Raw genomic sequence first — 12793 nt, 5'->3', positions numbered from 1 at the left:
TTCTGGCGTCCCCGAGGGGATTTGAACCCCTGTTACCGGCGTGAAAGGCCGATGTCCTAGGCCTGACTAGACGACGGGGACGGCAAAAATTGAGCCGTACAGGATTCGAACCTGTGACCCACTGCTTAAAAGGCAGTTGCTCTACCAGCTGAGCTAACGGCTCAGAAGATGCCGTATTATATCATGGGCCTTTTTCATGTCAAAAAACTACAGTTGTCCTGATAGAAAGTATAAAATCATGTAAACTCCCTTTCTCACTTTCTTTTTTCGGGTCACCATTTAGGATGTCTTTTGCACAAAAGTACAGAGATTTTTCCCTCGTCACTTTGGGAAATTTTTTCTTTTTCTGCAATTTTTCCTCTTTTTTCCTGCTTCCGCTTTTCATAAAAGATATCGGGGGTGACGAGGCTCGCATAGGCTATGTCATGGGCACCTTTGGCATAACTTCAATAGGAGCTATCCCCTTCGCAGCTTATCTGATAGACCACTACGGGCGAAGAAGGTTCATGCTTGCGGGTTCTTTTCTGATGTTTCTGGTTTCCTTTCTCTATATTTTTATATCGGATATTGACGTAAAGATATTTCTCCTGAGACTCATGCAGGGAATTGCTTTCGCTTTTTTTTTCACCTCAGCCGCTACTGCGGTTTCCGACTATGTTCCCAGTGAAATAAGGGCTTACGGACTCGGCATTTTTGGAGCCTTCACAGTAGCTTCTTACTCGGTCGGACCTACTATCGGAGAAATTGTGATCGAAAGATTCAGCTACTCAACCTTCTTTCTCTATACCTCTTTGTTTAGCCTGCTTGCCTTTGTTCTGTGTTTTCTTTCGCGGGAGGGGAACTTCAGGGTATCCGAAAAATCCATTTTCAGCGGATTTTTCGACGTTGTTTTCTCCGAGAGGTTCCGCGTGCTTCTGCTGGTCAATCTTATAATTGCCGTGGGGCTTGGAAGCATGCTTAATTTTTTCTCCGTTTTTCTTGAGGAAAACGGAATTCATGCGTGGAGCTTTTTTCTTACATATTCGGTAACCGTCATATTAATCAGGATCCTGGGAGGAAAGCTTCCAGATATTGTTGAGAGAAGGAAAATAGCCCTGCCTTCAATGCTTATCATGGTGTCGTCCTTGCTGATGATTTTTTCCATAAACTCCACTTTGAGCGCTGTTCTGGTTTCTTTCGTTTTCAGCCTGGGTTACGGAATTCTCTATCCCACCATAAGCGCGATGATTATCGACAGAGCTCTTGATGATGAAAGGGGAACTGCGATGGGAGCGTTTAACATGTCTTTTAGCATTGGGATAAACTTTTTTGCCTTCGCTCTCGGACTCATAGCGCGAGATTACGGCTTTTCGAACATGTATTCGACAACGGGAATGTTCATGTTTGCGGGGTGCATTATCTTTACCTATAAATATTTTATAAGTGCAGGGAGGGTGAAACGTCTTTCATGAAAATAAAATCCGGCGATACCATTCTCCTCGTTTCACCTGATAATAAAAGCTTCATGGTGGTGGTAGAAGAGGGCAAGTCGTTCAGTTCTCACATGGGGATACTCGACCTCTCCACCGCGCTGGGAAAAGAATGGGGAGAAACGATAGTCTCAAGCCTTGGAAACGATTTTGTACTTCTTAACCCTACCGTGGAACAGAAGATTATGAAGGTGAGAAGGGCTACGCAGATCGTTTATCCCAAGGACGCGGCATTGATTCTCTTCAAAACGGACGTGAGAGCGGGAGTGAGGGTTGTTGAAGCCGCGACCGGCTCAGGAGCTCTTACCATCGCGCTTGCGAATTCGGTGGCCCCTTCCGGAAAAGTCTATACGTACGAGAAAAGAGAACAGTTCATGAATAATGCCAAAGATAACGTACGGCGGGCGGGGCTTTCTGAATACGTGAAATTTAACTGTGGCGATGCCAGAGAAGGTTTTAAGGAAAAAGATGTCGACGTCGCGATACTTGATCTCCCTTCTCCATGGTATGGAATTCCGGCGGCTTACGAGGCTCTTGCCTCCGGAGGGAGAATCGCGAGTATTTCCCCAACATACAACCAGGTGGAAAGAACCGCGGAATCGCTTGAGGAAACGGGTTTCGTGAGAATCGAAACGGTAGAGCTTATAATGAGGAACTATCAAGTGAAAAAGGGGAAGACTCGCCCAGATAACAGAACCGTGGCACACACAGGATTCCTTACCTTCGCCTTCAAGGGAATAAGCGATGTTGACGCTCGCGAATCAAAATGACTAACGAACGACTTCTTATAGAAGGCGCGGACCAAATAGGTATTGAAAACATCAGAACCGATCTTTTCCTCTCTTATGTTGACCTGCTACGCAAGTGGGGCAGGCGCATAAACCTGAGTTCAGTTCTCACTGACCGAGAAATCATAATCAAGCACCTTATTGATTCCCTTACAGTGGCTGAATTCATGCCTCCCGGCTCAAGGGTGATTGACATAGGAACGGGGGCCGGTTTTCCTGGAATTCCGCTTTCTATCTACGACCCGTCCCTTAACGTTACGCTTCTTGAGTCGGTTGGAAAGAAAGTTGCCTTTTTAAAGGACGTGAAAAGATCTCTCGGACTTAACGGCATCGATATCCACCATGGAAGAGCCGAGGAAGTAGATAGAGGAATGAGAGGGGGTTTTGACCGGGTGACGTTCCGGGCTCTTGGGAGCGTTGGCACTGTCGTGGCTCTCGGTACTCCTTATCTGGATATAGAAGGGAAGATGGTTATAATGAAGGGACCCCGGGGAAAGAAGGAATGGGAAGATTACGCGAACCGGTATCCGGAATATATGGAACTTCTTTTGACAAAAGAGCTTGAACTGCCTTTTTCAGGTGAGAAAAGGGTGATTATCGTCGCGAAGTCGGTATCTCAGCAGATGGAGACAGAAGCTTGAAGACCATAGGAGTAATAGGCGGAAGCGGTCTTTATGAAATGGAAGGGCTCTCGGATGTTAAAACCGTTTCCATGGAGACTCCATGGGGCAAACCCTCCTCAAGCCTGCTTACAGGAACCCTTGGCAGTGCGCGAATGGTTTTTCTTCCAAGACACGGAACAGGTCACACGGTATCCCCGTCTGAGATAAATTTCCGGGCGAACATATACGCAATGAAAGCTATGGGAGTCGAGTGGATTATATCCGTGAGTGCCGTGGGCAGCCTGAAGAAGGAAATAGAACCGAGGCATATAGTGATACCGGATCAGTTCATTGATAATACCAAGCGGAGACCTTCTACATTTTTTGAAGGTGGTATAGTAGCCCACGTTTCAATGGCCGACCCTGTGTGTTCCGTGCTATCAGGCCGTCTTCGGGAAGCATCGCTTGGCTTCGCTGATACGGTCCACTCGGGAGGAACCTATGTCTGTATTGAGGGCCCTCAGTTTTCTACCAGGGCAGAGAGTCATCTCTACAGAGAATGGGGGGCAGACATAATAGGAATGACCGCAATGCCGGAAGCAAAACTTGCCAGGGAAGCGGAGATCTGCTATTCCACAATTGCCCTCTGCACTGATTATGACTGCTGGAATGAAGATCATGACGACGTCACGGTTTCGGACATAATCGAGATAATGAACAAAAACGTTGAAGCGGCAAGGGAAATAGTGGCCGCCGTAGTTGATACTATCCCTGAGGAAAGGGAATGTCTTTGCGAGGGTGCCCTGGGTCACTCTATAATAACGTCCTCGGACCGCGTAACCGAAGAAACCAGGAAAAGATTTGAACTTGTCGTGAATAAATACATGAGGTCTTAATGAGTATTGTTGTCGTAGGGTCAGTAGGAATTGACACCATAGAAACACCTTTTGGAAGAAAAGAGGATGTTCTTGGCGGGTCCGCCTGTTATTTTTCTCTGGCGGCCCGTAATTTTACGGATGTTCACATGGTCTCCTCCGTTGGAGAAGATTTTCCCCCGGTCTATTCCGAACTGCTTCGCTCAAGGGGCATTGACACGGAGGGAGTAGCGACAAGCGACGGAGAAACCTTCAGATGGGAAGGCAGATACGACTATGATATGAAGGATCCGGAAACTGTCTCTGTCACCCTTGGTGTTCTGGGATCGTTTGACCCGGTGGTTCCCGAGAAATCAAGAGACGCCGATTACCTTTTCTTAGCCAACACGGATCCTGATATTCAGATGAAAGTCCTTGAGCAGGTGAAGTCCCCCCGGGTTGTGGCCTGCGACACTATGAACTTCTGGATAGATAACAAACTCGAGGAACTTAAGACACTCCTCGGCAGGGTTAACATTCTCATAATAAACGATTCTGAGGCAACACAGCTATCACAAGAGCCTTTAATGCTCAAAGCAGCGAGAAAGATAATGGACATGGGACCGGAATTCCTGATTGTTAAAAGAGGAGAGTACGGAGCCTTGCTTTTTTCTCGGGAAGATCTGTTCTTTGCCCCCAGCTACATGCTTGAGCAGGTGCTTGATCCGACAGGAGCCGGAGATACTTTTGCCGGGGGATTCATGGGTTACATAGCATCTCAAGGTAAGGATCTTGACTTTGCCGGTTTTAAAAAGGGAGTTGCCTACGGAAGCGTACTGGCTTCGTTTACTGTTGAGGATTTCAGCGTAAGACGTCTCGGTTCGCTAGAGAAAGACGAAATAGAGCAAAGATACTCAGAGTTCCTCATGCTCTCGATCATGTAGAAGAGAAAATCAGCTCAAGGACTTTACATATTTCATACGGATATTGTAAATCATATCGTCAAGAAGCCCCTTTTCCTCTTCAGTCAGATTCCCTTCGGTTTTTTCCGCCAGTATCTCGAGTATGCTTATGGTATGCTTGGCTGCGGGAATGTTAACTTCTCTTTTTTTTGAGTGGGGATCGGGAATTTCACCCAGATGAATGAGGGCCGAAGCGTTTAATGAGAGAATAAAGCCCGAAAAATCCATCTTTAATTCTTCTTTTTCACCGCTCACGATAAACCACTCTCCTTGCAGGTAGGTTCTTAAAGCCGTTGGATCAATTATAGATACTGGAGGAGTTTTTTTCTAGGGTCGTAGGGATATTTCTCTTTAATCTCGTCCATGAGTTTTTTTATTTGTTCATCCGATTCCTTAGGCATTGCTATCTGAATAACTACGAACTGATCGCCCCGTTTGCCGGTCTTGGGATTTTTCACTCCCTTTTCCCTGAGCCTCATTTTCGTGCCGCTTCCCACCCCGGGAGGAACAGTAAGTTTTACGGGACTTTCTATGGTCGGCACGTCGATCAGCGTTCCCAATGCAGCCTCGTAGACCGTTAGCGGAAGATCAATGTATACATCGTCGTTTTCTCTTCTAAAAACCGGATGGGACAAGACTTTTATTTCGAGAATGAGGTCTCCGGCCATGGAATTTATCTGTTCGCCCTTGCCCGGCAATCTCACCTTGGAACCGGTTTTCACTCCAGCCGGAATCTTAACCGTTATTCTCTTGGTTCCGCCCTCTGGGGACTTGAGCAGAAGTTCCTTCTCTCCACCTTTTACTGCAGTTTCAAAATCAAGTGTCACGGTATGCTGGATATTTTTCGGTCTTATTGGCTGCTGTCGCACGTTACCGAAATCAAAAACATCTCCGAAGCCACCTCTGGCTCCACCCATATCGTAAGACCCGCCTCCCTGTGAAAAGAAATCTTTAAAGATTTCATCTATATCCGGAAATCCTCGTGAATACTGCCTGTAGCCTCCTCCACCAGTTCTCTGTCCACTGAAACTGCTTGTCCCGAACATGTCGTAGGTTTTTTTCTTCTCTGCGTCGGAGAGGGTTTCGTAAGCATGCTGAATTTCTTTGAATTTTTCCTCGGACCCCTTGTTCCCCTGATTCATGTCGGGGTGGTGTTTTCTCGCGAGGTCTCTGTACGCTTTCTTTATCTGGTCCTGCGTCGCGTTTCGCGGTACGCCGAGCACCGCATAAAGATCTTTTCCTGCGTTCATGAAGGTATAAACTCCGATTTTTTAAAGCTCATTATAATACTACTTGAGATTAAAGGAAATTGATCGGGGATTTATATGCTTGGCCACCTGCAGTAGGTACCTTTTTTGACTATTGTGCCAGACTGAATTCGAGCAGTGTTAAAGTAAGTGTTGCAAAACGAAAATAGACGGGAAAATCCAAGATTCCATAAAGAAGTTCAATTGACGATGGAATAAGGGGAACACACTCAAGGTAGTAAGGTGATGAGCGAGAAGAAAACTGTCGCCGTGACGGGTGCGGGCGGGTTCATCGGCTCAAGGCTGGTGGATAGGCTGGCGCAATCAGACCATGTGGACAGCGTTATAGCGCTTGACTGTCTCCCGCTAGAAATATCCTATCCGAAAGTCAGAACATTCCAGAGGGACATTGGGGAGTCCACTTCGGACATTCTGCGAAAGTACCGGGTTGACGCGGTTGTCCACTTGGCCTTTCTCTTGCGTCCCGGTCATGACCGCAAGGCAGCGCACAGGGTTAATGTCAGCGGTACGACCCAGGTGATCAACGACTGCCGGGATGTCGGCATAAAACACCTTGTTTACCTCAGCAGCACCACTGTGTACGGTGCCCGTTGCGGGACTGAGCAGGCATATACCGAGGAGTCACCCGTCAGACCTGTTCGAGGCTTTCAGTACGCCGAGGACAAGGCCGCAGCGGAACTCAAGCTTAGAACATTTGCAATAAACAATCCCAGCTCCTGCGTCACCATACTGAGGGGATGCACGGTAATGGCGCCCCAGCGCGAGAATTTCGTTACTGAGGCCTTTTTCAGACTGGCGAGCGTCCGCGTTCTCGGTGCAGATCCGCAGATGCAGTTCATCCACCTGGACGACCTGATCGACGCCTTTGAGTTGTGCCTGCTGAAGCCTGCCTCCGGGGTATTCAACATCACGGGAGAGGGAACTGTTGCCTATAGCGAGATTGCAAGCATTGCGGGTAGGCGCGCGATTGCTCTTCCAGCGCCGCTCCTCGCATTCATCACGTGGGCAACATGGATTATGCGACTGCAAAGCGATTCTCCCGCGTGCGGGATCGAGTATGCAAGATGGCCGTGGGTGGTCAGCAATGAGAAGCTGGCACGAGAGACCGGGTTCCGTCCAAAACACACTTCCCGGGAAGCGTTGGTGAGTTCGGTGCTGGCTGGCAGTTAATTTCCTCTCTTCCCTTTGAGCATGAGAGCGTGAATCACAGTGCGGGTGAGTATGCAAGGGAGAAAGCACATACAAAATTTATTCTCATATTCGCACCCTCTATCTGTTGCGTTATACTCTTAATCGCTATTAGTTCAGATGACCCCAGGCTGGGTCTCCGCAAAACATCTCCCGGGAATAAGGGGAAAATCCAAATCCATTTTGACTACTAGCAAATGCCCGGCATTTACGTGTGCCGGAGATCAGCCTTGGGCAGAAGAGGATACAGTGAAAAAGGTTTTATTTACCTTGCTGCTTTTTTCCATCAGCTGTACAGCAATTCTGGATGAAGTGATTCGTGATAAACTGATTGATGAACTGGAGGAAGACGAAGAGGAAGAAATTGAATACTGTTACGATGAATATTTGTCCTTACCCCAGACTGGAGAATATCCCGAAGAGTTGATAACACCAGAAGACGAGAAATGGCGGTGTAGTGATGGTTCAAGATTCCAGTTCTTTGCGGATGGAACATTTTTTCTTGAACCGAGCGCTAGTGACCGTCGTGAGTTTAGAGAGTATTGGGAAGCCTGCGATGTACCCTATGACCGTTTTGGAGTTGAGGGTGAATGGATCATCAGGCGCAGCAATCATCTGTGCTACCAGTTCTACGATTACACACCCGGCTTGTTTATATGTAGAAGAGCTGACATTAGAGGAAATTCTCTCACCTTGGCCGGGAGGACAACTGTTTCTGGTGGCGACCGAACCGACACTGTGCAAGATAGAACCTTGTTCTGTAACCTGAGATGAAGGCGAAAAAATATGTACGATTCCCAATTTTTTTGGGGGTTTTATAGGTTTTTCTAACTTTTATTCCTGGTGGGAACTTCTTGAAATCTGGCGATGGTAGTGGTTATACCTGTCAGTTCTCTACGGATTCGAGTATCCTGTCTGCAATCTCAGAAAAGGCTTTTGCGGCCGTGCTTTGCGGATCAGATTCCACGATGGGAGTTCCGTTGTCCCCACCGATTCTTATCCGCGGATCGATTGGGATTTCTCCAAGAAACGGCACTTCAAATCTCTCTGCCATACGCCTTCCTCCACCCCTGCCGAATATGTCTATCTTGCCGTCCACACCGGGCATATCTAGATAGCTCATGTTCTCCACTATGCCAAGAATGGGAATATTCAGTTTGTTAAACATCAGTATCCCTCTTCTTACGTCCACTAGGGCTACGTCCTGAGGAGTGGTTACTATAACTCCTCCGCTTATCGGGGCCGTCTGCGCCAGAGAAAGCTGGGCGTCCCCGGTACCTGGAGGAAGGTCGATTATCAGGTAATCCGTTCCGCTCCACTCAACGTCCTCGATAAACTGCTTTATCGCTCCATGTACCATGGGACCTCTCCATATCACGGCGTCCTCCTCGTTCACGAGAAAACCGATGGACATTACCTTGAGGCCGAACTTTTCTATCGGAACGATCTTGTCATCGTCGGTTGCGCGGGGTTTTTCGCTTATTCCCATCATCAAAGGAGCGCTTGGTCCCCAGATGTCGGCATCCATAAGCCCGACCTTCTGTCTTTTTTTTGAGATTGCCAAGGAGAGGTTTGTCGCTATTGTTGACTTGCCGACCCCTCCTTTGCCGCTTGCGACGGCTATGTAGTACTTTACATCGGGAAGCTTGCTTTTTTCACTACCCGCATCGGCAGTTATCTGCTTCTGTGGTCGCGAGCCGGTCTTCATCGAGAGGTCTTCAACTCCGGGTATGCCGAAAATGGCTTTTCGGACTTCTTCCTCGATTGTGGACTGAAGTTTCTGGTCGGGCTTGGGAAGTATTATGGAGAGGGTCACCTTCGAATCTTCCACGAGAATGTCTTTTACGAGACCGAAGGACACTATGTCCCGGTTAAATCCCGGATAGTTAACACCCTTAAGAACTTTTATTATCCGTTCTCTGTTTAGTTCCACGCGGAAAGTTCCCCCTAAGAGATACCCAGTTTCTTTTTTCCTTCCTCGGATATCATGTCGGGGTTCCAGGGAGGATCCCATATCACTTCTATTAGCACGTTGTCGGCTCCCGCGCTTTTAAGGGCCATTTCAGCTTGGCCTGCTATATGTGCCCCCATGGCGCACCCCGGGGTGGTAAGGGTCATCTTGATCTGAACGTTGCGCCCGGAGATTTTGGTGTCGTAAATAAGTCCGAGATCCACTATGCTCACGGGAAGTTCGGGGTCGTACACATCCTTAAGAGCGCCGTAGACTGTCTCTTCCGTTATTTCCGGGCTGTTTTCGGGTTTTTTCTTCTTTTCAATCTTTGTAAAAGACACGGGGCTTTTATCCTTGGAGGAACCGCCCCTGTCTATCTGAATTATCTTTTTTATCCCCATGATTCTCGCCTCCTGATTTCCTCTTTATTAATGACTATGAAAAACTTATTGAGTCGGCTTTCCTCTATGCCGCTTAGATTACTTCTTATACTTTGCCGAACTCTTCAGAAGAAATAAAGACTCCGGGGGTATTAGCCGAGCCAAGAAAGTACTTGAAACATACATTCAGCCTTGCGCTTTCTTGACACTATAATAACTATTCAATAGCATTTTCCGCAAGTTATGAGGCAATCCCGGCAGATATCAATCGGCGACGTAAAAATAGGCGGGGGAGCTCCCGTTTCGGTTCAGTCAATGACTATTACCGATACGAGAGACGTTGCGTCAACGGTTTCCCAGATAAAAAGACTTGAGAAAGCGGGTTGTGACATCGTCAGGGTCGCCGTTCCCGACATGGATGCCGCAAAGGCCCTGGGAGCGATAAGAAAAGAGATAGGAATTCCCCTTGTCTCAGACATACACTTTGATTACAGACTGGCCCTTGAATCAATAAGACAAGGAGTCGACGGGATGAGAATAAACCCCGGAAACATCGGCGCCAGGTACAGAATAAAGGCCGTGGTTGACGCCTGCAAGGAAAGAAGAGTTCCCATAAGAATAGGCGTGAATTCAGGCTCTCTTGAAAAAGACATACTCAAAAAGCACAAACACCCAACGGCCGAGGCTTTGGTTGAGAGCGCAATGAGACATGTCGGCATACTCGAGGACCTTGATTTTCTCGACATAAAGATTTCAGTCAAGTCCACCGACGTGAGGAAAATGATTACCGCATACAGAATGCTCGCGGACAAGACCGAATATCCGCTCCATCTAGGAGTTACCGAGGCGGGGACCCCGGGAATGGGGACGGTGAAATCCGCCATAGGAATCGGAGCGCTTCTGGCTGAAGGGATAGGTGACACGATAAGGGTGTCCTTAACCGGCGATCCCGTGGAGGAGATAGTTGTCGGAATGAACATACTGAGGTCCCTTGGAATCAGGAACAACGGAATTGAACTTATCTCGTGTCCGGGATGCGGGCGACTTGAAATAGATCTTGAGAAGCTGGTTTCTGAAGTTGAGCAAGGTGTTTCCGGTTTTAACCTTCCAAGACCGGTTAAAGTCGCCATACTGGGTTGCGTTGTTAACGGGCCGGGCGAGGCCGCGGAAGCCGATATAGGGATAGCGGGGGGAAAGGGCAAGGGAATGCTTTATCGGGACGGAAAACTGATAAAATCTTTCAGAGAAGCCGATTTGGTCGGGGAGCTTGTCAAGGAAATAGAGAGAAATTACGTTAACTGAACTGAAAACCCCGCAAACGCAAAATTGCTTTCCAGCTGAGTTCAAATCACTTTAAAGGAGAAAAACGAATGAGGTTTTCTTCCTATTTCATACCCACGGTCAAGGAAGATCCTTCGGATGCCGAGATCGTAAGTCACAAGCTTATGGTAAGAGCAGGCATGATAAGAAAGCTTGCGGCCGGGATCTACAACTACCTTCCTTTGGGACTCAGGTCCATAAGAAAAGTCGAAAACATAGTGCGGGAAGAAATGAACAGGGCAGGAGCCATAGAGCTCCTCATGCCCGCAGTGCTTCCGGCTGAACCCTGGATCGAAAGCGCCAGATGGGATTACTACGGAAAGGAGCTGCTTCGCTTCAAGGACCGAGCCGAGCGGGATTTCTGTCTGGGGCCCACGCACGAGGAAATAATAACGGACATAGTCAGGAAGGAGATTCGTTCCTACAAACAGCTTCCCGTTAATTTTTACCAGATACAGACGAAATTCAGGGATGAAATCCGTCCCCGCTTTGGGGTTATGAGGGCACGTGAATTCATAATGAAAGATGCCTACAGCTTCGACGTTTCGGATGAGAGAGCGGATCGTTCCTACCAGGCGATGTACGACGCCTATGTGCGTATATTTGAAAGATGCGGGCTCGCGTTCAGCGTGGTTGCCGCCGATTCAGGAAACATCGGCGGAAGTTTCTCACATGAGTTCATGGTGACTGCCGACACCGGGGAAGACGTAATAATGAGTTCCACGGAGGCAGATTACGCCGCCAATCTGGAACTCGCAAAAATCGGCATTTCAGAAGACGAAAGGGAGGGATTAAGAACAACCTCCGGACTTGAAGAGGTCTCCGAGGTCCATACCCCGGGCCTTAAGACGGTTGAGGATGTGGCGCAGCTTTTAAAAGTCGGTCCGGAAAAACTGATAAAGACTCTTATAGTGCATACCGAAACAGAGCCGGCCGTTGCGCTCGTAAGGGGAGACGCGGAGCTCAGTCTAACCAAGCTTCGAAATTTTCTCGGATGTGACGTTGCAGAACTTGCCGATCCGCAGACAATTCTGGAAGTTTCAGGAGGGCCGCTCGGATTCAGCGGACCCGTGGGACTTAAGAGAAAGAACGTGAGGGTGATTGCGGACAAATCCGTTCGCAATATGAAAAACGCCGTAACGGGAGCCAACAAAGGCGACTATCACATAACCGGCGTTAACCCCGGGCGGGACTTTGAAGCCGACTCCTATGCGGACATAAGGGTGGCAAGGGAAGGGGACCCGTGCCCGGTTTCTGAAAACGGAGTTCTGAAGGCGTCAAGAGGCATCGAAGTCGGTCATGTTTTTAAGCTGGGAACCAAGTACAGCGAAGCCATGGGAGCCACCTACGTAGATGAAAACGGAGTGGAAAAACCGCTTGTTATGGGTTGTTACGGAATCGGGATAGGAAGGACGGTAGCAGCAGCGATAGAACAGAATAACGATGAGTACGGAATAAAATTTCCCGTCCCCATAGCTCCGTTTGAAGTTTCCGTGCTTCCGATAAACATGAAACAGCAGGATGTGAGGGACGTAGCGGAAAAAGTATATTCAGCGCTTCTCCACGATGGAGTGGATGTTCTTATTGATGACAGAGCGGAGACCGCTGGCGTGAAATTCAAAGATTCGGATCTGCTCGGAATCCCGATTCAGGTCACTGTCGGGCAAAGAAGCCTGAAAGAGGGCAAGGTGGAGATAAAGAATAGAAACTCCGGTGAGAGAATAAGCATTATGGTAGAAGAAGTCTCAGGAGAAATTGCTGCTCTTTTAGCTGAACAGAGATAAGAAGAAGAACCCCGGGACGGAAATTTTGGGGTTTATATACTTCACTGCCCAAAAGTGTGATAAGATGTGAGCATGGGCTTAATGTATTTTTCCTGTAGAGCAAATTCAAGATAATACTGCAGCGTCTGAATAGTATAGAGAAGCACTTAAAATGAGCCACTCAGAAGTTAAACCGAACTTCATTTGCCAAAACAGCGTTTTGATCAATAACGACGGGGGGATTGTGC

At 48.1% G+C, this 12793-nt stretch carries 13 protein-coding genes and 2 tRNA genes; 9 read left to right on the top strand and 6 right to left on the bottom strand.

Annotated elements, in window-relative coordinates; all coding sequences use genetic code 11:
- Window positions 1–3: 3 nt before the first annotated feature.
- Together OXG75_03720 and OXG75_03715 are read right to left on the bottom strand one after the other, a co-directional pair.
- A tRNA-Glu gene (locus tag OXG75_03720) sits at window positions 4–81 on the bottom strand.
- A gap of 9 nt (window positions 82–90) precedes the next feature.
- Window positions 91–163: transfer RNA gene (locus OXG75_03715), tRNA-Lys, on the bottom strand.
- A gap of 121 nt (window positions 164–284) precedes the next feature.
- On the opposite strand from OXG75_03715, the gene OXG75_03710 reads away from it, so the two are divergent.
- The 5 genes from OXG75_03710 to OXG75_03690 are packed head-to-tail and all read left to right on the top strand — an operon-like array spanning window position 285 to window position 4657.
- Window positions 285–1451 (top strand): MFS transporter, encoded by a 1167-nt coding sequence (locus tag OXG75_03710; protein ID MCY3625091.1) that lies wholly within the window; start codon window positions 285–287, stop codon window positions 1449–1451.
- On the top strand, window positions 1448–2239 hold the full coding sequence (locus tag OXG75_03705) for a tRNA (adenine-N1)-methyltransferase (protein MCY3625090.1): 792 nt from the start codon (window positions 1448–1450) through the stop codon (window positions 2237–2239). Before OXG75_03710 ends, OXG75_03705 begins: the two co-directional genes overlap by 4 nt.
- Complete coding sequence (gene rsmG / locus OXG75_03700) at window positions 2236–2898, top strand: 16S rRNA (guanine(527)-N(7))-methyltransferase RsmG (protein MCY3625089.1); 663 nt, start codon at window positions 2236–2238, stop codon at window positions 2896–2898. The genes OXG75_03705 and rsmG overlap by 4 nt, the downstream gene beginning before the upstream one ends.
- Window positions 2895–3755, top strand: a complete 861-nt coding sequence (mtnP, locus tag OXG75_03695; protein MCY3625088.1) for an S-methyl-5'-thioadenosine phosphorylase — start codon at window positions 2895–2897, stop codon at window positions 3753–3755. The genes rsmG and mtnP overlap by 4 nt, the downstream gene beginning before the upstream one ends.
- Window positions 3755–4657, top strand: coding sequence for a PfkB family carbohydrate kinase (locus OXG75_03690; GenBank protein MCY3625087.1), 903 nt, complete (start codon window positions 3755–3757; stop codon window positions 4655–4657). The genes mtnP and OXG75_03690 overlap by 1 nt, the downstream gene beginning before the upstream one ends.
- 9 nt (window positions 4658–4666) lie before the next feature.
- On the opposite strand, the gene OXG75_03685 is transcribed toward OXG75_03690, so the two are convergent.
- Together OXG75_03685 and OXG75_03680 are read right to left on the bottom strand one after the other, a co-directional pair.
- Window positions 4667–4930, bottom strand: a complete 264-nt coding sequence (locus tag OXG75_03685) for a DUF1844 domain-containing protein (protein MCY3625086.1) — start codon at window positions 4928–4930, stop codon at window positions 4667–4669.
- A 47-nt stretch (window positions 4931–4977) separates the two neighbouring features.
- Complete coding sequence (locus OXG75_03680; protein MCY3625085.1) at window positions 4978–5925, bottom strand: J domain-containing protein; 948 nt, start codon at window positions 5923–5925, stop codon at window positions 4978–4980.
- Window positions 5926–6168: 243 nt separating this feature from the next.
- On the opposite strand from OXG75_03680, the gene OXG75_03675 reads away from it, so the two are divergent.
- Together OXG75_03675 and OXG75_03670 are read left to right on the top strand one after the other, a co-directional pair.
- Window positions 6169–7113 (top strand): NAD-dependent epimerase/dehydratase family protein, encoded by a 945-nt coding sequence (locus tag OXG75_03675; protein MCY3625084.1) that lies wholly within the window; start codon window positions 6169–6171, stop codon window positions 7111–7113.
- Between the two features lie 201 nt (window positions 7114–7314).
- Window positions 7315–7905, top strand: coding sequence for a hypothetical protein (locus OXG75_03670; GenBank protein MCY3625083.1), 591 nt, complete (start codon window positions 7315–7317; stop codon window positions 7903–7905).
- A 112-nt stretch (window positions 7906–8017) separates the two neighbouring features.
- Here the strand turns inward: OXG75_03670 and OXG75_03665 are convergent, their stop codons facing one another.
- A complete protein-coding gene (locus OXG75_03665) occupies window positions 8018–9064 on the bottom strand; it encodes an Mrp/NBP35 family ATP-binding protein (protein ID MCY3625082.1) in 1047 nt (348 codons plus the stop codon).
- Window positions 9065–9078: 14 nt separating this feature from the next.
- A complete protein-coding gene (locus tag OXG75_03660; protein ID MCY3625081.1) occupies window positions 9079–9483 on the bottom strand; it encodes a metal-sulfur cluster assembly factor in 405 nt (134 codons plus the stop codon).
- Between the two features lie 222 nt (window positions 9484–9705).
- Between OXG75_03660 and ispG the strand changes: the two genes are divergently transcribed.
- Entirely contained in the window at window positions 9706–10764 is a 1059-nt protein-coding gene (ispG, locus tag OXG75_03655) for a flavodoxin-dependent (E)-4-hydroxy-3-methylbut-2-enyl-diphosphate synthase (GenBank protein ID MCY3625080.1), read from the top strand.
- Between the two features lie 68 nt (window positions 10765–10832).
- Entirely contained in the window at window positions 10833–12566 is a 1734-nt protein-coding gene (locus tag OXG75_03650; GenBank protein MCY3625079.1) for a proline--tRNA ligase, read from the top strand.
- Window positions 12567–12793 lie beyond the last annotated feature (227 nt).

This window comes from Candidatus Dadabacteria bacterium (assembly GCA_026705445.1).
Classification (GTDB): domain Bacteria; phylum Desulfobacterota_D; class UBA1144; order Nemesobacterales; family Nemesobacteraceae; genus Nemesobacter.
The sequence above is the reverse complement of the archived record's forward strand: the minus strand, read 5'-3'. Positions and strand labels throughout refer to the sequence as shown.